This window comes from Pelosinus propionicus DSM 13327 (assembly GCF_900114615.1).
Taxonomy (GTDB): Bacteria; Bacillota; Negativicutes; order DSM-13327; family DSM-13327; genus Pelosinus; species Pelosinus propionicus.
In genome coordinates this window covers 25,087-45,661 of record NZ_FOTS01000007.1, presented here as the reverse complement: position 1 = coordinate 45,661, position 20,575 = coordinate 25,087, and the positions used below count along the sequence as shown (strand labels likewise).

At 38.6% G+C, this 20,575-nt stretch carries 19 protein-coding genes, 1 pseudogene and 1 other annotated feature; of the genes and pseudogenes, 7 read left to right on the top strand and 13 right to left on the bottom strand.

Annotated elements, in window-relative coordinates:
- Positions 1 to 32 precede the first annotated feature (32 nt).
- The 3 genes from BMZ99_RS05060 to BMZ99_RS05050 all read right to left on the bottom strand — a co-directional run bounded on the left by BMZ99_RS05060 (position 33) and on the right by BMZ99_RS05050 (position 1,604).
- The gene (locus BMZ99_RS05060) at positions 33 to 263 is read right to left on the bottom strand and encodes a GlsB/YeaQ/YmgE family stress response membrane protein (protein ID WP_090933579.1); all 231 of its coding nucleotides are present in this window, start codon (positions 261 to 263) and stop codon (positions 33 to 35) included.
- Between the two features lie 93 nt (positions 264 to 356).
- On the bottom strand, positions 357 to 644 hold the full coding sequence (locus BMZ99_RS05055; RefSeq protein WP_090933577.1) for a sll1863 family stress response protein: 288 nt from the start codon (positions 642 to 644) through the stop codon (positions 357 to 359).
- A 54-nt stretch (positions 645 to 698) separates the two neighbouring features.
- On the bottom strand, positions 699 to 1,604 hold the full coding sequence (locus tag BMZ99_RS05050; RefSeq protein ID WP_090933576.1) for a hypothetical protein: 906 nt from the start codon (positions 1,602 to 1,604) through the stop codon (positions 699 to 701).
- A 403-nt stretch (positions 1,605 to 2,007) separates the two neighbouring features.
- On the opposite strand from BMZ99_RS05050, the gene BMZ99_RS05045 reads away from it, so the two are divergent.
- Positions 2,008 to 2,907, top strand: a complete 900-nt coding sequence (locus BMZ99_RS05045) for a DMT family transporter (RefSeq protein WP_090933574.1) — start codon at positions 2,008 to 2,010, stop codon at positions 2,905 to 2,907.
- Between the two features lie 74 nt (positions 2,908 to 2,981).
- Here the strand turns inward: BMZ99_RS05045 and BMZ99_RS05040 are convergent, their stop codons facing one another.
- The 3 genes from BMZ99_RS05040 to ald form a co-directional block, all read right to left on the bottom strand.
- Complete coding sequence (locus tag BMZ99_RS05040) at positions 2,982 to 3,482, bottom strand: YbhB/YbcL family Raf kinase inhibitor-like protein (protein WP_090933572.1); 501 nt, start codon at positions 3,480 to 3,482, stop codon at positions 2,982 to 2,984.
- A 134-nt stretch (positions 3,483 to 3,616) separates the two neighbouring features.
- Positions 3,617 to 5,734: an amino acid permease gene (locus BMZ99_RS05035; protein ID WP_090933570.1), complete on the bottom strand. Its 2,118-nt coding sequence runs from the start codon at positions 5,732 to 5,734 to the stop codon at positions 3,617 to 3,619.
- Between the two features lie 268 nt (positions 5,735 to 6,002).
- Positions 6,003 to 7,124, bottom strand: a complete 1,122-nt coding sequence (ald, locus tag BMZ99_RS05030) for an alanine dehydrogenase (RefSeq protein ID WP_090933569.1) — start codon at positions 7,122 to 7,124, stop codon at positions 6,003 to 6,005.
- 405 nt (positions 7,125 to 7,529) lie between these two features.
- Here ald and BMZ99_RS05025 point away from each other — a divergent pair, with 405 nt between their 5' ends.
- Positions 7,530 to 9,104, top strand: coding sequence for a sigma 54-interacting transcriptional regulator (locus BMZ99_RS05025; RefSeq protein WP_090933567.1), 1,575 nt, complete (start codon positions 7,530 to 7,532; stop codon positions 9,102 to 9,104).
- Between the two features lie 33 nt (positions 9,105 to 9,137).
- On the opposite strand, the gene tyrS is transcribed toward BMZ99_RS05025, so the two are convergent.
- Together tyrS and BMZ99_RS05015 are read right to left on the bottom strand one after the other, a co-directional pair.
- A complete protein-coding gene (gene tyrS, locus BMZ99_RS05020) occupies positions 9,138 to 10,385 on the bottom strand; it encodes a tyrosine--tRNA ligase (protein WP_090933565.1) in 1,248 nt (415 codons plus the stop codon).
- 47 nt (positions 10,386 to 10,432) lie between these two features.
- Positions 10,433 to 10,651, bottom strand: a binding site (T-box leader).
- Complete coding sequence (locus BMZ99_RS05015) at positions 10,649 to 11,164, bottom strand: MarR family winged helix-turn-helix transcriptional regulator (protein ID WP_090933563.1); 516 nt, start codon at positions 11,162 to 11,164, stop codon at positions 10,649 to 10,651. It overlaps the preceding feature by 3 nt.
- A gap of 235 nt (positions 11,165 to 11,399) precedes the next feature.
- On the opposite strand from BMZ99_RS05015, the gene BMZ99_RS05010 reads away from it, so the two are divergent.
- A complete protein-coding gene (locus tag BMZ99_RS05010) occupies positions 11,400 to 11,879 on the top strand; it encodes a nuclear transport factor 2 family protein (RefSeq protein WP_090933560.1) in 480 nt (159 codons plus the stop codon).
- Positions 11,880 to 11,945: 66 nt separating this feature from the next.
- Positions 11,946 to 12,572: an NAD(P)-dependent oxidoreductase gene (locus BMZ99_RS05005; RefSeq protein ID WP_090933558.1), complete on the top strand. Its 627-nt coding sequence runs from the start codon at positions 11,946 to 11,948 to the stop codon at positions 12,570 to 12,572.
- A gap of 59 nt (positions 12,573 to 12,631) precedes the next feature.
- Here BMZ99_RS05005 and BMZ99_RS05000 read toward each other — a convergent pair whose 3' ends face one another.
- The 5 genes and pseudogenes from BMZ99_RS05000 to BMZ99_RS04980 form a co-directional block, all read right to left on the bottom strand.
- Entirely contained in the window at positions 12,632 to 12,976 is a 345-nt protein-coding gene (locus BMZ99_RS05000; protein WP_217645050.1) for a winged helix-turn-helix transcriptional regulator, read from the bottom strand.
- A 24-nt stretch (positions 12,977 to 13,000) separates the two neighbouring features.
- Positions 13,001 to 13,369 (bottom strand): arsenate reductase family protein, encoded by a 369-nt coding sequence (locus BMZ99_RS04995; RefSeq protein WP_090933554.1) that lies wholly within the window; start codon positions 13,367 to 13,369, stop codon positions 13,001 to 13,003.
- A 402-nt stretch (positions 13,370 to 13,771) separates the two neighbouring features.
- On the bottom strand, positions 13,772 to 15,394 hold the full coding sequence (locus BMZ99_RS04990; protein ID WP_090933552.1) for a sensor domain-containing diguanylate cyclase: 1,623 nt from the start codon (positions 15,392 to 15,394) through the stop codon (positions 13,772 to 13,774).
- A 122-nt stretch (positions 15,395 to 15,516) separates the two neighbouring features.
- Positions 15,517 to 16,880 (bottom strand): annotated as a pseudogene (locus BMZ99_RS04985) (amino acid permease).
- A gap of 34 nt (positions 16,881 to 16,914) precedes the next feature.
- Positions 16,915 to 17,379, bottom strand: a complete 465-nt coding sequence (locus tag BMZ99_RS04980; protein WP_090933550.1) for an Lrp/AsnC family transcriptional regulator — start codon at positions 17,377 to 17,379, stop codon at positions 16,915 to 16,917.
- Positions 17,380 to 17,792: 413 nt separating this feature from the next.
- On the opposite strand from BMZ99_RS04980, the gene BMZ99_RS04975 reads away from it, so the two are divergent.
- From BMZ99_RS04975 to BMZ99_RS04965, 3 genes are all read left to right on the top strand, one after another.
- On the top strand, positions 17,793 to 18,833 hold the full coding sequence (locus BMZ99_RS04975) for an energy-coupling factor ABC transporter permease (RefSeq protein WP_090933548.1): 1,041 nt from the start codon (positions 17,793 to 17,795) through the stop codon (positions 18,831 to 18,833).
- An 82-nt stretch (positions 18,834 to 18,915) separates the two neighbouring features.
- On the top strand, positions 18,916 to 19,728 hold the full coding sequence (cbiQ, locus tag BMZ99_RS04970; RefSeq protein ID WP_090933546.1) for a cobalt ECF transporter T component CbiQ: 813 nt from the start codon (positions 18,916 to 18,918) through the stop codon (positions 19,726 to 19,728).
- Positions 19,725 to 20,477, top strand: coding sequence for an energy-coupling factor ABC transporter ATP-binding protein (locus tag BMZ99_RS04965; protein ID WP_090933544.1), 753 nt, complete (start codon positions 19,725 to 19,727; stop codon positions 20,475 to 20,477). The genes cbiQ and BMZ99_RS04965 overlap by 4 nt, the downstream gene beginning before the upstream one ends.
- Positions 20,478 to 20,575 lie beyond the last annotated feature (98 nt).

Here is a 20,575-nt window from a genome sequence, read left to right as displayed (position 1 = left end):
TACCGGCTTCATATTTACAATCTATTTATATATTACCGAACCAGCCCCATAATCCATAATAGTACAATCGCCCCTATTGTTGCCGTTATAATTTCACCAATGGTTCCATAAGCACTTAGACCCAAAAGACTAAACAAGAACCCACCGATAAAAGAGCCTACAACCCCTATAACTAAATCTCCAATTAAGCCAAATCCTCTGCCTTCTGTAAGATTACCAGCTAACCAGCCCGCAATAACTCCAATAATTAAAAACCAAAGCATACTTACCCCCTCCCTCTTGTTCATTAGCGAAAGAAGCTTAACTTCTTTCGCTAATGAAATTTAACTGAAACGTCTCTACTTATGTCATCTGGATTACTTAAATCGAGAAACCGCCTTCTCAATTGAATCCTCTAATTCTGCCCATGCTTTTTCAGTACCTTCTTTTACATCTTCCCACGCATGTTCACTAGTTTCTCTAATTTGTCCGTATTTTTCCACAAACTCATCTCTCTTTTTTTCAAGGTTATCCACTTGCAAAAGATATTCGGATTTCAGATCTGACTGAACCTCAGTAACTCTTATTTTAAAATCAGCCAATTTATCATTATATTTGTCTATATTAGCCTCAATCTTTTCTAAATACATATTACGTTTTTCCACTCCGTATTCCCCCAATCTTTTCATTTCGTCTTTCGATTGCGAGTTACGAAAGACCTACTCTACCGTTTCAATCGAGTGTAATACATCGCCAGTAAAGCCAAGTTTTTTTGTACCGTATATCCAACTCATATCATCGTCTTCCATGCGAACAGGCTTCCCCCAGCTAAGGCGTATTTGTTCTTTCGTCATACCTTCCTCTACAATACCGCTTTCAATCTTATTCCACGCATCTAGGGACCAGCCAAAGCTTATTCTTGGATCCTCAGTAAATAAAGCCTCTTGCCATGGCGGAATTTCTGTCCAAGAACTTACTGGTATATTGGTCCAGCTGTAAGCAATAGGCAAAATTGCCTTTTCTCCATTTATAGAAAGAACCAACCAAATCGGATCTTGAGATTGATTCCCCGTATACACATCAACCACTGTGGCTGGTCCGCCAATTGAAGCTGGCACTGTTGCTGACATTGTGTTTACATTGGGTACATATACACCAGACAGCTCTCTAAACTTAGGATAAACTACTTTTCCCAAGAATTGTTCTTTGGCATTGACCAGATCAGCTGTTAATACCACTCCCTCTAATTGACCACGCATCGTGCGGCCCACCAATTTTTCCCCTGTGTCCTTTACTGTTAGATAAACCAGATATTCATGCTGATTATAGCCGGCTGGAAAGGCTATAAGTTCTGTAACAATTACGTCTTTCCCAACATAACCATCATAGGAGATGCGAACTGTACGATCCCCTTGGAATCCACGCTCTGCCTGATCCACCGGAAAAAATTCGTATCCAGCAGCTTGCTTATCAGCTGGCAAAGCAAGAAAGGTAAAACTATGTCCTCTCCACTGCTCTGTCGTTAAATTAGTTGGAGATGTTTCGCTAGCCCAGGCAGCTCCTGCTACTCCAAATACGAATAGTAAACTCAGTAATAAAATATTCTTTACAGTTAATTGTTTCATCTTATATTCTCTCCTTTCCTTCTTATCTCTTCATTGTTTATTTTGAATGAGAGACATCTATCCGATTGCCTCTTACATCATGTTAGAATTTTTTCAAAATCAGAATTGTTTTAAATACTTCTTGCATAGGTTAAAGTAATCTTGATGACAAAAAACCTCCTGCGTGTACAGGATGTCTCTGTACAAGGCAGATCCAAATTCCCATTTTTCGCGGAGGCTAGTATTTTTATTTATGTTTTACTGCTACTTCTTATCCACATTATAACGATAATAATAATTATTGTCAAATAATAAATTTATTATCGTTTGACAATTCTAATTTATAGAAAGATCGTATTTGCATTGTAAGACGGACTTCTATCCAGTATAGTAGAGTTAGCAAGTAAAATTGGAGGTTTCTTCAATGGATGACAATGGAGATAAAAAAGTCGCTTATGCAGCAGCTGTGTTATACGCCTTTATTATAGGTTTCTCTTTTCTCTTCGTAAAATTAGCGTTGACAGTTTCTGATCCCATCGACACTCTTGCTCATCGTTTCACCGCCTCTTTTCTGGCAATTTTGGTTCCTTTCTTGCTTGGTAAAATTCATTTAAGCTTTACAAAAAAAGATATCGTACAAATTCTCCCTTTGGCACTTTTATATCCAGCGCTGTTCTTCGGTTTTCAAATCACAGGACTGGTGTATACCACCTCTTCAGAAGCCGGTATTATTTTAGCATCTACACCAGTTCTCACAATGTTTTTAGCCTCTTATTTCTTGAAAGAAAAAAATAATTATTTACAAAATTTTTCCCTTGCGCTATCCGTAGCAGGGGTTATCTATATTTTGATCATGAAAGGTGCTTATTTTGAAACCCAGCAGATGCTAGGAACCTCACTACTCTTTCTCTCTTCTCTTTCCTTTGCTGGCTACAGCGTATTAGCCCGACCTTTAACCCAAAAATTTAAACCACTAGAATTGACTTTTCTCATGCTTACCATTGCTTTTTTTACCTTTAATTTATTCGCACTCATACGCCATGGCATGAATAGCACGATTCATGAATACTTTCAGCCCCTATCAGATCCGATCTTTCTTGTCTCGATTTTGTACTTAGGGGTACTGTCCTCGCTAGGAACTTCCTGGCTATCCAATTACGTATTATCGAAGATTGAGGCATCCAAAATGAGTGTATTTGGTAATTTAGCTACCTTGATCTCTATGATTGCAGGAGTCATCTTTCTACAAGAGCACTTAGAGTATTATCATATTATTGGAGCTATCATGATCATTGCAGGTATCCTTGGTACAAATCTACTCTAAACTGCTCTTTAAAATTTTTTAGAAAGGAAAGAGGGAGCACCACTCACAAATGAGCCGTGCTCCCTCTTTCCTTCTTAATTATAATAGATGCCCTTCAGCGTATGATGAGCTAAAATATGTCCTTCCATCGCCTTATAGAGCTCATTCACATAAAAACCATCCTGTAAATCCAATGAACGATCTAATGCAAAGATATGTATTTCATAGGTATGAGGCTTATCAGGAGGCATTGGCCCACCATACTTGGCGGCTTCATATTTCCCTAGCGGCTTTTCAAGTAAAGCGCTAGACCAGCTATTCGTACCTTGGACGAAAGCTTTGGTATTGATACTCGCATTCTCTTCTAGTAAATCACTTGTTATATTAGCAGCAGACCAGTGTATCCAAGAAAATCCAGTAGGAGGTATCGCATCTTTATCTTCCATAATAAGCGCAAACGTTCTTGTATTTCGGGGATACTCTTTGATCATTAAAGGTAAGGAATATGTTGGCATACCCTTAAAAAATTGTTCTCCGTACTTTCCATATTTCTTATCGATAAGTCCATTAACAATACCAGTACTAGTAACAATCATAACAATAATCTCCTTTCAATTCCTTACCAATTAATGTATATCAAATTTGTAAAACAGTAAAGTATAACTTTATCATGCCGTCGAAAATTTGAAAAGCAGATCTTAGATGCTCTTTATTATCGGTCTTGGTTCCATTATATATTCACGTTACTGTTAAACCATTTTTGATATACTGCTTCCAATTCGCCGTTTTTCCTCATATCTGCTATAATCTTATTCATCCTTTCACCGATTGCCTTATTCTTATTGGAAAAAGCAATTGCATAGTCTTCTTGATGGATGACCTGTAGATCCACCGGATAGGCAATCATTTTTTGCGATATGAAATATTCTAATGTTAACTTATCAAAAGCAATTACATCAATCCATCCTTGATTAAAAGCTTGGATCATATCTAAGTTGGACTGAAAAACCTGTATTCTTGCATTACTATTATTACGGATGAACGCTTCACTCGTCGATCCTTGCGGTACACCTGCAACCTTGCCTGCCAAGTCTTTCACACCTTGAATCGGCGTTCCTTGCCTAGCTAATAAGGCTAAGCCACCTTTTTCAATATAGGGTTTCGTAAAATTGACACTCTTTTGCCTTTCTGGTGTTACAGACAAAGAACATATCGCAATGTCAGCATAATCATGATTTACGGCATCAAAAATATATTCCAATGAAACCATTCGATAGTTGACTTTTAAATCTGCCTTTTCTGCAATGATATTAATAAGTTCTATATCAAATCCTGTAAGCTTGCCATTTTGATCCTCATAAGCAAATGGTGCGAATTGCGGTACAATACCTACCGTAATTTCTTCCCGATTATCAACTACTTGTACAAATAGCGTCAGCAGTCCAATGACAAGCAAAGCACCTATACCAACCATATATTTTGTTTTCAATCTTGAAAACAGATTTACGTTCTTTTCGCTCCTATTTAGGTAATAATATAAGGGTAATCCGGCCAGCGTAAGACCAATAGAGATGATACCGTTTAGAAATTGGTAACTCAGCATACCATAAATGACATATATGGCACCACCAATTGCAATTAAAGGCACAACGGGATAGCAAAGCACCTTATAAGATCGTGGTACATCTGCATGTGTCTTTCGGGCAATGATAACACCAATAAACGCCAGTAAATAAAACAACCAAACGGAGAACATCGCAATATCGGAAAGCTTGTCAGCATCTAACAGGCGGCAATAGACGTAAGAACTTGTAACCAGCATCAATATCGCATTTACTGGTGAATTACTATCATTATCAATCTTACTTAAAATAGAAGCGCCGAAAATCTGCCCTCTTTTCCCCATAATATAAATCGTACGGGACAACGTCATAATATATCCATTAAGACCACCCAGGATCGAAATCATAATACCTACTGCAATCAGGTTGCCCCCCATCAGACCAAACATCCTTTGTGCCGCAATGGACGATGCATCATGACCAAGGGCAACCATTTCACTCACTGGAAAAATATTAAACATGGCAATATTAATGCTGATATATACGATAACCAGAAATGATATCCCGCCAATAATTGCCTTAGGCAGCACTTTACTGGGATTCTTGATTTCACCAGCTACAGACGCAACTTGCGCCCATCCATCATAAGCAAATAAAGTTGCAAGAATTGCAACAGAAAAAGGAGCTGCTGTCGCAATGCCCCCACCGCTGGCACTAAATATAGCTACCTGCCCATTCCCTTTCCAAATACCAAATACGGCTAATAATACAATTGGAATCAGTTTGCAAAAGGTTGCTACAGTCTGCAGATATCCAGCTTCTTTTACACCTATAGAGTTCACACAGGCAATAAAGCCTAAGGCTCCAGCACCGACAACGCCATTATAAGAATCGGGAATATTAAATAACAAACAGAATACAGAACTAAAGTATCCAGTAAGTGCTCCAACTAGGGCTGGCCCAAAAATTACACTAATCATCCAGCCGTATAAAAAGGCCACTTTAGGACCATATATTTCTTCCAGATAGACAAAAATGCCGCCTGTACGAGGGAACATAACCCCCAATTCACAAAGTGTCAAACCGCCACTAATTGAGAAGAGCCCACCGATAGCCCAAGCAGCTAAGGCCAAGTTAAAATCTCCTGCCGCTGCTAATACAGCTGGCGGTTTCATGAACGCACCAGCACCCAAAACCATACCGACTACTAAGGACAATGCTGAAATCAGCCCTAGATCAGCTCGCAGTTCTTTTTCAGGTGAATTATGATTGCTTAACTGACTCATAGTAATACCTCCTTGCGCGAATATTCTCCTATTTTAAATGTTATATATAAGTTAAACTACATAATCATACTATTACATCCTAATGGAAGACAACCTGGAAAAGGACCATAAATATTAACCCTAGTATTTATGGTCCTATTACCAGTGTTTAAATGATTCTACCCGAAAAAGCATTCTTTCCTGTTTTTATTTTTTATAATTTCATTTTGCTTTTCTTAAAAAATACCTGATCTAAACCTGTATCTTCTATACCAATAATGGAGATTTATTATTTACGAATCAACTCTTCTAAAGCTACATAGGGTAATTTCAATGCATCTGCTACTGCTTTATAGGTCACATTGCCATCCAATACGTTAACGCCTTTAGCCAGCCCTTCATTATCAAGTACAGCTTGTTTCCAGCCTTTATTTGCAATCTGCAGTGCATAGTCCAATGTAGCATTTGTCAAAGCCAACGTGGAAGTTCGAGAAACTGCCCCTGGCATATTTGCTACAGAATAATGCACTACACCATGTTTGGTATAGGTAGGGTTGCTGTGAGTAGTAGCATGGTCAATCGTGGCAATAGATCCGCCCTGATCAATAGCTACATCTACTATAACCGAACCCTCCTCCATTGTTTTAACCATTTGTTCACTCACCAATTTCGGAGCCTTCGCACCTGGAATTAACACAGCGCCGACTAAAAGATCAGCTTTCTTGACCCAGCTGGCAATATTGTAGCTATTGGACATAACAGTTGTAACTCTTCCGCCAAAAATATCATCTAAATAAGCCAGACGATCGGTTGATTTATCAAGAATAGCAACTCGTGCCCCCATTCCTAAGGCCATTTTAGCTGCATTGGTGCCGACATTGCCGCCGCCAATAATAACGACCTGGGCGGATTCAACTCCTGGTACGCCCCCTAAGAGAATTCCTTTACCACCCCAAGGTTTTTCTAAAAATTGTGCACCGATCTGTATTGACATTCGACCTGCGACTTCACTCATTGGTGATAATAATGGCAATGTATTATTACGCCCTATAATGGTTTCATAGGCAATACCAATTACTTTCTTTTCTAATAAAGCATGAGCTAATTTAGGCTCTGGCGCTAAGTGCAAATAGGTAAAGAGAATTTGCCCTTCATGGAAAAGATCGTATTCTGATTCGATTGGCTCTTTTACTTTAATAATCATTTCTGCTTTATCAAATAAGGTTTTCCTGTCAGTAATAATAACTGCACCGGTCTTTTGATAACTTTCATCTGAGAAGCCGCAACCAATGCCTGCACCTTTTTCAATCATAACGGCGTGACCAGCTTTACACAGAGCTTCAGTACCTGCTGGCGTCAAGCCTACGCGAGCTTCATTGTTTTTAATCTCTTTTGCTACACCAATAATCATTATAAAAAACCTCCATTTAATAATTTAGCAAGTACTATTTTGAGTACTTGCTAATTAGTAATGCAACAAACATGCCAAAACAACAATTCAGACTTTACTAACTTTTCTATATATTCTGTTATATTTCGTTCCAAAAGGTGGTATAAAAGTGTTCCGCATTGGAACATTTTTATACCACTATAGGATCACGCTCCTGACAAGCTCTTTGTTTAATTGACATTTAATTCAAAAAATTTCTTTATTCTGGAGATTTACGATGTTATACTATTTTTAGAAAAAAAGATTGTCCTTATTGAGAGAGCTAACAGTTAGCAATAGACTTAGCCTGTTAATAATGTAGCTTCATCTTTCATATTATTAACAAGAGGAAGAAAAAAAGATTTTCTTATAAGGAGAGTGAAGGAGATGGCTAATCTCTGTTTAAAAATCTGCAATCAGGACCGGGTCGGACTTGTTCTTGATATTTCTCGAGTACTCGCAAAGCAGAATATCAACATTCTTTCTATGGAAGTCTTGCCCGATGTCATGTATTTAGAAATTCAATCTTTGTCCCCTTACGAGGAAGTGCTCCTCAATACTCAATTGGGTGAGATACCGCAGATTGGCAATGTGAATCGAATATCTCGCATGCCTCATCAGGAGCGGGAGCAGGAATTAAAAACAGTAATGGATACAATTGGTGATGGAATTTTAGCAATTAATCAACAAGAAATCATAACCCATTTTAATGCTGCCGCAGAAAAAATGATGAGCTGCAGCAGCGGGAAAATCATTGGATCTAAAATTAGGGATGTTTTTATCTCAAAAGTACCATTACTAGAAATACTGCATAATGGAATGCCTTATAATAATCGCGAAATCATAGTTACCACGGTGAAAGGTAAAAATCATTATCTTACAAGCGGACGTCCTATAAAGGATGCTAACGGTATCGTTATCGGAGCTGTCGCAGTGTTAAAGGCCATGAAAGACGTAGAGGAATTGGTCTATTCCGTAACTAAACCTGAGATTAATAGTTTTGAGGAAATTCTTCATGTCAGCAAAGTGATGGAACATACCATCAACATGGCAAAATTAGTTGCACAGAATGATTCTACCGTACTCATTCGCGGAGAAAGCGGTACTGGCAAGGAGCTTTTTGCTAGATCTATACATATGGCAAGTCCTAGACGAGACAAAGTTTTTGCACCTGTAAACTGTGCAGCTTTGCCAGATGCTCTTCTGGAAAGTGAGTTATTTGGCTATGAAGAAGGTGCTTTTACAGGAGGACAGAAATATGGAAAAAGTGGACTTTTTGAATATGCCAATGGAGGAACGATTTTTTTAGATGAAATTGGTGAGCTTTCCTTTAGTCTTCAGGCAAAATTATTGCGAGTACTGCAAGAAGGAAAAATCAGACGTGTTGGCGGCAATCGAGAAATTGCTGTCGATGTTCGAATTATTACAGCAACCCATAGTAATTTAGAAGAGATGCTTTGTAAAAATCAGTTCCGTGAGGACTTATATTATCGATTAAATGTGATTCCACTTTTTATTCCTCCGCTGCGTGAGCGTAAAGAAGACTTGCCCTTACTCATTGAAAGCCTTTTATTTAAGAAAAATCACCGTTTAAAAAAACATATTAAGCATATCTTGAAGCCCGCTATGGACAAACTGCTGCAGCACGATTGGCTGGGAAATGTCCGGGAGTTAGAAAATGTAATGGAACGTGCCGTTAGCTTTGCTTCTCATGGACAAATCACTCAGGATGACATTATCCTGGATCATATGACCCCCACATCTTCCGCTATTGCCTCACCAACTAGTAATAACCGCAAATTAAAGGAAGTCTTAGAAGAGATGGAATGCTGTATTCTTCACGAAACCATTAATAAGTATGGAACCTCCCGTCAAGTCGGTAAAATACTGGGGTTATCCCATACTGGAGTGCTAAATCGAATGAGAAAATACAATATTCCTAGTAGGGCAGATTCCCTATAAACAGATTACGAACGTAAAAACCTTGATAAATAATCAATTGCATTTTAACTTCCGATAGATGCGCTTGCCAACTTGAATAATCAAATCATCTGCTATAATAATCACTGCATGTATATCCAAAATCTTTTCACCATTCATCTTTATACCACCATTTTGAATCATTCTCCTTGCTTCACTTTTAGACCCCAGCAAATCAAGTACAATAAGCAAATCGATTACTGTTATTGATCTAGAACCCTGCCAGTGAACTGTAGGAATATCAGTTGGAAGTTCTCTCTTTTGAAATATGGATTTGAAACGAAGTTCCGCTTCCTCTGCAGCCTGTTGATCGTGATACATTCTTACAATCGTCCTACCTAAGAGCATTTTGGCATCACGTGGATGTAGAATATTATTTTTTAGATCATGCTGTAACGTTTGTATTTGATCTGGGGAGAAATCTGTAACAAGTTCAAAATACTTAAGCATTAATTCATCAGGAATTGACATGGCTTTTCCATATATATTATTGGGAAGCTCATCAATGCCAATATAATTATTCTTCGACTTAGACATTTTCTCTACCCCATCGAGACCTTCCAACAAGGGCATCAATATTGCCACTTGCTTTTCCTTACCAAATTTTTCTTGAAAATGTCTGCCCATTAAGATGTTAAAGTGCTGATCTGTTCCGCCTAACTCAATGTCATTTTCTAAAATTACAGAATCATATCCCTGCATTAAAGGATAGAAGAATTCATGCAAGGAAATCGGCTTTTTAAGGGCCAAACGCTCTTCAAAATCATCTCTTTCCATTAAACGTGCCACTGTAATTTTTCCTGCCAGGTTAATTACATCCTCAAAATGAAGCTTGGAATGCCACTTTGAATTGTAGTGAAGTTCAACTTCTTCCATTTGTATCACTTTGCTGAATTGCTGGAAGTAGGTTTGAGCATTATGCTGAACCTCTTCATTTGTCAGCTGTTTTCTCGCAATAGATTTACCTGTAGGATCTCCGATCTTACCAGTAAAATCACCAATGATCAACTGAATAACATGTCCATTATCTTGAAACTGTCGCAACTTATTTAGTACTACAGTATGTCCTAAGTGAACGTCTGGTGCAGAAGGATCTAATCCCAGTTTTATTTTTAAAGGCTTCTTAATTAACACTGATTTTGCAATTTTATGCTTAAGTTCTTCTTCAGGGATGATCTCTACTGCCCCAGAAGAATAGAGGGAAAACTGTCTATCTACTTCTGCAAGCTGCTTACCTGTTAATTGTTCCAATTGATTTTTCATCTTTACTTCCTCCAATTGTATTTAGATATAAAAAAACCACGCCCCTAAAAAGGGACGTGGTTTCTTGCACGCGGTACCACCCTACTTGAAGAATCTCTTCTTCCACTCAACGACATAACGGTTCGCTCCGTTCTTTGCTACTCACTTTGTTCACAAAGAAAGCTCAGGGAGGTAATTCACATCTATCTTTGTACCGATTCACACCTTACATCGGCTCTCTGTTTACAGGGAGATACGATACTACTGATTCCCGTCAATGCTTCCTATTTAGTTGATAACTGCATACCTTTTATTACTTTTCGCAACAACTTGGCAAGTGTCTCTTGCTCTTCGCCACTTAGTTCTTTCACGATTTCCACTTCACCTTGATGAAAATCAGGATATAAATCCTGCATAATTCTTATACCCTTTTCAGTAATCGTAACATTGACTAATCTGCGATCCTTTTTATCTACCTCTCTCATGCATAGCGCTTTATTTTCTAATGTTTTTATTACATTGCTTACTGTAGCCGTTGTTATACCGGAAGATGCAGCTAGCTGCCTTGTTTCCAGTGAAGTGCATATCCAAAGATCATACAATATTGAAAAGGCTGTCCAAGACAGATCATACTTCGAAAGTTTTTCTCGCTCCATTTTGAGCTTTAAACATTGACCCGCCCGATAGATGTTCGTTGCCACTGAAATGGCACTTACATTTAGCGGTCCTAATTGAACGTTAGGTAAACGTCGCAGCACATTCAATTCTTCCAAGTCAGAATTAGGATCCATAAATTTCATTATTTCCCATCCTCCAAATCATTAGCTATATAATGATTAGTGTTGAAACAATTCTATCATATCTCGATTATAAGAGCAAGCACATCGTTTATTTGTATTGCTATTTCTGCATTCACTATATAAAAGCAAATAGAAGGTTACCTCTAGGTAAGCAGCTAATAGCAAAGTGCGCTCTTCTCTCTCTAACGATTAAGTGATATCATTATCATAAATCAACATAAGGGAGAAATAAAATATGAAAAAGAACCTTTTATCGATTCTATTAGGTTTTGCTATTTTCGCTGGAAGTATTCTGGCCCAGCAGTCATCTGTTGAAGCAGCCAGCACGCCAAAAGGCAATCTGGCGGAAACAAATAAAAAAATCGTGGAATCCTTCTGGAATGGCATATTCAATCAACACGATGTAAGCTTTATTCATACATATGTTGGAACAGTATACATACAGCACAGTCCTAGCTTCAAAGATGGAAAAGATGCCTTCCAATCCGCTATTTCCGCTTATCTAATACAATTTCCCTACAGCAGTGCGGAAATTAAACGTATCGTCAGTGATAAAGACTATGTATTTATTCACAATAATGTAAAACTGAATCCCAATGATCCAGGCCAGGCAGCCGTAGATATCTTCCGTGTAAAAGATGGTAAAATTATCGAACACTGGGATGTGCTGCAGGATATACCCGAAAAAGCAGAAAATAATAATACGATGTTTTAAGAATCGTGCAAGTCCAGCTATTTCTATATGACTGAAAGCAATATATTTACAAGGAGGTAATTTTTTATGAAAATAGCCATAATTGGCGCTACTGGTCGAGCTGGTTCCCGGATTTTAACCGAAGCAAAAAATCGCCAGCATGACGTTACTGCTATTGTACGTAATCCAGCAAAATTATCTGACCCTGATGTGAAAAGCATCGAAAAAGATATCTTTTCCCTACAGGCGGCTGATCTTGCACCTTTTGATGTCGTTGTCAATGCTTTTGGCACTGATTCCAGTCAGAATCATTTGCACCTAGAAGTTGCTAAGCATTTAGTTTCGCTGCTTAATGGTAAAGAAAAACCACGACTGTTAATTGTAGGAGGAGCTGGCAGCTTGCTGGTTGATGATCAGGGAACAAAAGTATCTTCTACTCCTGATTTTCCGCCCGCCTACCTTCCAACAGCTACAGCCATGGGAGAAGAACTGGTCTTTTTAAGAACACTTGACAATGTAAACTGGACATTTTTTAGCCCGGCAGCAGAATTTGGCCCAGGAGAAAGAACGGGTCAATTCCGTTTAGGCAAAGACCATCTCCTCGTTGATTCTCAGGGAAAAAGTCACATTAGCATGGAAGATTACGCGATTGCGCTAATAGATGAAATCGAACATGCAAACTATGTACGAGAACGATTTACAATTGGATATTAATGATTTATACTCGTTCTAAAAATAGCGTACTGCCTTTAGAAATTGCAGTACGCTATTTTTTAGTCTATTTTTGTATAATGATGTGCCCAAGAATTAATATCTTCTATAATGTTTGCAAACTCAGTTCCTTGCTCAGTGAGGCGATATTCAACAGTTGGCGGTATGGTTGGGTATACCGTCCTATTTAAAATATGATTTTCTTCGAGAATTTGGAGATTATCAGACAGCACCTTAGGACTGATGCCACCGATTAGTCTATGCAGTTGGGAAAATCGTTTTGGTCCGTTAAGTAGTGACAAAATAATCGTGGTTCTCCATTTTCCTTTAATCATGTTGATAAAGCAATCAAAAGGACATTCATACTTGGTTGCATGAAATAAAAACATTACAGAACTCCTTTGCATTTATATAACTTAACCTTATGCTTCTTAGCATGGCGCAGTAAGTATTTCCCACTCCGCTTCCTTAAACCCGATCAGCACCCGATCCTCGGATATCACTAAAGGGCGTTTGACAAGCATTCCATCAGTTGCTAGCAGAGAAAACTGTTCCTCCGCAGACATGTCTGCCAGCTTATCCTTTAGTTCTAAAGATTTGTATAGGAGTCCGCTGGTATTAAAAAATTTGCGCAAGGGTAGGTTGCTTTTTTCCCACCATTTACGCAGCTCGGATGCGTTTGGATTCTGTTCCTTAATATTTCGAATTTCATATGAAATAGCATTATCATCAAGCCATTTCTTTGCTTTCTGGCAAGTAGTGCATTTAGGATACCACATAAAAAGACATTGTTTACTCATAATCGTATCTCTCCTATTTAATATTAAAGATTTCACTTCTAAATGCTGACATCCTGCTGCTTAATTGGATTCATCTATCGTATACTTCTTATTTAATTATAAAACTCCTGCCAAATCCATACTAAATTTGGCAAGAGTTTTTCTTTTACAATTATAATAATTTTTCCATATGAACAATCTGAGCGGTTCCTTCTTCATCAATCGTAATACCAAAGCCCTGCTTTCTCCAAAAGTTAAAACCGCTCCCAACATGCCACTATTCTCAGGGCTTAAATAAGTTGTTTCCAGCTGCCAAACATCGTTATTAATGCTGACCTGGAGTTGAGGAGTCAGGAGTTATTTTAGCTGCTTGAAGAAATGACTATTATTCAGAATTAGCTAATCGCATCCACTCCCAAATCACTAGTCTTTTATAAATTGAAACCGATTTTTACCAGTTCTTTTAACTTCGTATAACGCTTGATCCGCTAAATTAATCACTGTTTGGATGTCATCCCCACCTAACCAAAAAGCACATCCTATGCTGCAGCCGACCTTTACTTTCTCACCTTCAACTATAATTGGCTTGTTAATTTCTTGAATAATTCTGGTAGCGATATTCCCTGCAATTTCTTCTTGCTGATCTTTTTCTACAAAGATCATAGCAATAAATTCATCTCCTCCAAGCCGAGCAACAAATTCACCGGCTCTCACCGTATTTTTTAATCTACGGGCCACTGTTTTTAAGACTAAATCTCCTGCTAAATGCCCCATTGTGTCATTAACATTTTTAAATCCATCGAGATCCATATACAAAACAGCAATCACATCATTCTGCTCCCTAGCCACTTTTGAAACCGTCATGGTAAAGTGATCTAGACCAATTCGATTCGGTAAGCCTGTAAGACGATCGTGATGAGCGATGGCTTCCATTTTAGTTAATTCCGTTTCAGCAGCAGATAAACTATTTACCAGCTCCGTTAGTGATTCTGTTAAAAGTTCTACTTCTTTAATTCCCTTGTATTTCGAAATTTCAACTCTTCCGCCAAATCGAATGCGGTCTGCAGCCTTTGTAAATTCGGTCAGCGGTTTTGTAATGGAACCCGCCATCCCCCAGCCAACCATAGCAAATAGTACGGAAAACACTCCACCGATAAGCCAAATAAATAGCTGCAGATGATATACAATACCATATGCTACTTCTATCGGCTGCCTTACTAAAACGATCCATTCTAGCCCTTTAAAATCCAAGTAGCCTTCTCCAGAAGCAAAGCCAGTAAGATATTTTTCACCATCCGGCCAAGATTCTTCTCGCCAGCCAATTTCTCCTGACTGAGCACGCTTTATACTCTCTAGTTCAAGTTTTTCTCCAAGCATCGCTTTTGGACCAAGAAGAATCGTATTATCAAGACGACTTACAATAAAGATTTCCTCTTTATTACGATCTCTTAATGCTTTAAACATTGATTCTTCAATTTGCCCAGCCCACGACCAGCTCAAATGTGCGGCTAAAACACCAATACTATTATTATCTTTATCTTTAATGGGAAGACTAATATCAACAAACTTCATTGGTTCTCCTGTCGGATTTGGCAGTAATTTTGCCAGCAACACCGCATCATGAACATCCCCAATAAATTCGCCTTTCATTCCTTGCAAATAAACAGGTCTCTTTGCAATACTTTGACCTACTAGAATACCATCTGTTCCTGCTAGTACAACACCCTCCACGTTTGTTAATCCAATCCAAGCAAAAGCTGGATAGTTTTCTTTCATTTTATTTAACAAAATCTCAACTTCGCCTAGATTGGTCGGATTCTTTAGAAGCGCCAGCTCGCTTAACATTCGAATTTCTCCTGCACGCCCCCACATATATTGATCTAAGCGACTCGTCATTTGATATGCCGTATCCGTTAGTGAAATGCCAATCTCAGTCTTTAAATCTGCACTCGCACGTAATCCGGTAAGAAAACTCAACGTTGTTGTTAAAAAAATAATTAATGTAATAACTAAAATAACTACTTTTGCTCGAAGACTTAAAGACACAAAAGCTCCTCCTGTAACACCTTAACTATATCAATAGATACGATTTTCCCATTATAGCAAAGTGCCTACTTTAAAACAATAAAAAAGTAGGCACTTAACAGTATTTTAATGTATTGATATCGTTAATTCTTCTTTGCAGAAGTTTTTAATTTAAAGCCAATATACAAAGAAAGCAACCAAATGGGTGCAATATATAAGGAGAAGCGAAGATCAGGGATAAAGGCCATAATCACAACAACAACAACTAAAAATAGCAAACTAATATACGATGAGATGGGATGCAGGGGCATCTTGAATACTATTGGCTCACCAGTCTTGTCCTTATGCTTTCGGAATTTTAATTGTACAATCAAAATGGTCGCCCAATTAATAATAATCGAAATCGTTGCCAATGCCATAAAGTACAAAAATACCTTTTCTGGATCTAAATAACTGATTACTACTGTAAACAATGTAAACACTGTAGAAAATAAAATTGCATTGATTGGTGCGCCAGACGAATTAAGCCTTCCAAAGAATTTAGGAGCATTCCCCTGCACTGATAAGCCGTATAATATTCTTCCATTGCTATACAGCGCACTGTTATATGCAGAAAGAGCCGCTGTAAGAACTACAAAGTTCAATAAATTAGCGGCAGATGGAATGCCGACATGGGAAAAGATCTGTACAAAGGGGCTGCCAGTTGCTTCAATTTCATTCCAAGGAAAGATTGCTAAAATAACGCCCATAGCACCTACATAAAAAAGTAAAATCCGCCATACCACTTGGTTTATTGCTTGTGGAATTGTTTTTTAGGATTTTCAGCCTCACCAGCAGTAATCCCCACAAGCTCAACACCACCAAATGAAAACATGACTAAGACCAGTGACATCACCACTCCTAATACGCCATTTGGAAAAAAACCGCCATGTTCCCACAAATTGCTTATTCCAACAGGATGTCCATTATTACCAATGCCAAAGGCTATCATGGCTACGCCAAAAACAATCATTCCAATGATTGCCAATACCTTAATAATGGCAAACCAAAACTCAAGCTCACCATAGGCCTTTACATTTACCGTATTAATGAATGTAACAACTACTAAGCAGATAAGTGCTGTTATCCATGTAGGAATATCCGGATACCAATAATTCATATAAGTCCCTACAACTGATAATTCAGCCATTCCAACAACCACATAATTAAACCAGTAGTTCCAGCCAGCAATAAATCCAGGAAGCTCCCCCCAGTATTGATAGGCATACTGACTGAATGATCCAGATACTGGGCAATCTACAGCCATCTCTCCTAATGCTCGCATAATAAAGAATATAATGATACCGCCGATTAAATATGATAACGTAATAGCAGGCCCAGCCATTTTGACTACCGTAGCAGAGCCGTAGAATAAGCCGGTACCAATAGCCCCCCCTAACGCGATCATCTGGATATGACGATTTTTCAGCCCCCGTTGTATTTCTTGATTCGTAGTGTTACTATCCATACTTGTCCCCTTTTCTAAGATGTTTTTGTCTAGATCAATCTTCCGTTGGTATCGATAATGTTCTCTTTTCAGTATTAATTACAATACTGGTTTCCACCCGACTTACCCCAGGTATCGACATAAGTGAATCGATTACAAAATCTTTATACGTTGGCATATCTTTCACAACGATCTTTAAAAGATAATCCTTATTACCAGTAATACTGTAGCACTCAAGCACTTGTGGAAGCTTATTAATTTGCTCCAAGAAGAAATTAGCGGTTTCACGATTCAAAGGGGACAAAATCACCATAATAAAGGCAATTGTCTCCATTCCAAGTCTTCTTTCATCTACAATCGTTGTAAACTGCTTAATAACCCCCAATTCTTTTAGATTTTTGGTTCTAGCAAGACATGCAGAGGTTGAAAGACCAATTAATTTAGATAAATCTAAATTGGATATTGAAGAATCTTTTTGTAAAGCATTTAGAATGGCTCGGTCATAACGATCAAGTGTCATAACAATATCCCTCTCCTTTATACTGAAACGCAATAATATTTCCGTATAAATATATAATGCAATATTTTATTTTGTTTTGTCAATAAATATAAATATATTATTAGGCACAAGGTCTAAATCAGCCTAAAAATATCTTCTGTTTATTTCTTCCATTTTTATTATTATTATTTTCTGCAAGCAGCAGGATAAAACAAGATAACGGCGAATTTGAAGATCATAATCATATATTTTTTACTATTACAAGTCATGAAGACTTGTCAGATGGCTACGGAAGTCATGCTCCAAGAAGTATTTGGGGCTTTTCTTGCGTAGCCATCTTTATATAAGGAAGAAGGGATGCCTCCATTAAATGGTCCTGGATATATATTTCGTACAGATTTATAAATTAAGAAAACAGTAAGGAGTGATCATGTATGCACATGGCAGACGCACTAATTTCCCCAGTGGTTGGCGGAACCCTATGGGCCGCAACTGCTGGATTAGCGTCTTACGCAGCCAAGAAAGTTCAAAGTGATATGGATGAACAAAAAGTCCCTTTGATGGGTGTATTAGGTGCCTTTGTCTTTGCTTCCCAAATGATTAATTTCACTATACCGGGAACAGGATCAAGCGGTCACATTGGAGGAGGCGTATTGCTGGCAATACTGCTTGGTCCTCATGCAGCCTTTTTAACAATTGCTTCTATACTTACGGTCCAGGCGTTATTCTTCGCTGATGGGGGGTTATTGGCGCTTGGCTGTAACATTTTCAACATGGGTTTTATTCCTTGCTATATAGCCTATCCATTTATCTATAAACCACTAGTCGGCACGACTCCCTCACAACGACGTATTATGCTTGGCTCTATCACAGCAGCAGTTGTCGGGCTTCAGCTAGGCGCCTTTAGCGTAGTGCTTGAAACCTTCTTTTCTGGAATATCAGCTCTGCCTTTTTCAACTTTTGTACTGCTCATGCAGCCCATTCACCTTGCTATTGGCCTGATTGAAGGCATTATTACCGCTGTGGTCATTGGATTCATTTATCAAGAAGCACCTCAGATCATTCAACCCAAGGCTTTCAATCAATCATTAGGTGCTACCTCTATAAAAAAAGTGGTTATCGTCTTGTTTATCCTTGCTTTAATCACAGGCGGCGCCTTATCTTGGTTTGCTTCCAGCAATCCCGATGGACTGGAGTGGTCGATTTCTGGAACAAACGGAGAAGAAAAACTGCAAGAAACAGATGAGATTCATGGCTTCTTCGCGGAAATACAGGAAAAGGTTGCCTTCCTTCCTGACTACAATTTTAAGGCTACCTCCCATCCAACGGCAGCTGAAGAAACCGAGGCAACATCAGAAGCAGCTTGGCCTGCGGTAGATCCAGGGACCTCGGTAGCTGGTCTCGTAGGATCTGTAATTACATTGATTTTAGCGTATTTTATTGGCAAAGGGCTACAAGTTGCAGCAAAACGCTAGTATACTATAAGGGATACGATGATACGTCGTGTCCCTTACTTTTTTGGATATGAAAATATTTTCTTCTTTGAGAGAGGTTACTATGATCAAACTAAAATCAACTTGGCTCGATCTGCGTACTATTGATGATCTTGCCGCTCAAAATACCTTCATTCACTCTTTGAATTCCTGTACGAAGCTGGTCACAACGTTAGCCTTTATTCTCTTTGTAACTTCATTTTCAAATTATGAAGTTACAAGTCTTATCCCCCTATTGTTTTATCCCGTTGCGTTAATGTCTCTAGGGAACCTTCCCTATAAACCGATCGCAAAGCGCTTGCTGCTGATTGCCCCTTTTATTGTTTTTATTGGCTTACTCAATCCAATCTTTGACAAGGCACCCATTGCAAAGCTCGGGCCCTTTTTGATAACTGGAGGCTGGCTATCCTTTTTATCCATTACCATCAAACTACTTTTAACAGTAACATCGGCATTAATTTTGGTTGCAACAACGGGTATGAATTCAATTTGCTCAGCCATGGCGCAAATTGGAGTTCCCAAACCAATTGTGATTCAAATTCTTTTCATGTATCGCTATCTTCACGTTTTACTTGAAGAGTTTCTAAAAACCAATCAGGCCTACGACCTTCGTTCTTTCAAGACAACTGGAATTCATTATAAGGCTTGGGGATCATTACTGGGACAATTGCTGCTTAGAACCATGGATCGAGCGCAACGAATCTATCAAGCTATGCTGTGTCGCGGCTTTGACGGAAAAGTCCCTTTACGATCCGCCGCAAGCTGGACAAAAAAAGAGTATGTCTATCTACTTTTTTGTCTATTTTTCTTTCTCTTCTGTCGTTTTATTAATATTCCGCAGACATTGGGAAGATTGCTAACAGGAGGTTTTCAATGAGTCATCACACAATCGATTTAACAAATGTATTCTATACTTATCCTGATGGCACAACTGCTTTAAGGAACCTTTCTCTTCATATCGGCCATGGGGAAGCGGTCGCAATCGTTGGTTCCAACGGTTCAGGTAAAACCACTTTGCTGTCTCATCTAAATGGCGTACTATTTCCCACGGAAGGAGCAGTGAATATTGGCGGTTATCCCGTTGTCAAAGAAACTCTAAGCCATATCCGTCGCACAGTTGGCATGATTTTTCAAAATCCTGACGATCAGCTGTTCATGCCAACGGTTTATGATGATGTAGCCTTTGGCCCCCTTAACTTAGGATATCCGCCTCTAGAAGTGGAAAAACGTGTAATGTCAGTATTAAAAACGGTAGGTGCTTATGCTTTAAAAGACCGCCCTCCTTATCGCCTTTCGGGAGGACAAAAACGAGCAGTAGCCATCGCAGCGGTATTAGCTATGGATCCAGCAATATTGGTAATGGACGAACCAACAGCAGCTCTTGACCCCTTGGCACGCCGCAAATTGATCACTCTTTTGCACACATTTAGTCATACAAAAATTATTGCAACTCATGATTTGGATATGGTACTGGATCTTTGCAAACGGACTATTGTCTTGCATAATGGCACCATTCTCGCTGATGGCCCTACCCTTGAAATCTTTCGAAACAAATTGATATTAGAGCAGGCTGGCTTAGAGCAGCCTTTCTCCATGCAAAACTGTCCGGTTTGCTCTAAATCTTGATAATCAGAATTCTTCAGGAATAAAATAACTAGTAACAATCCAATCTTTTCTTATTTTTCGGATAAAACTCCCTAACATGTATAAGTGCAGTAATGGAA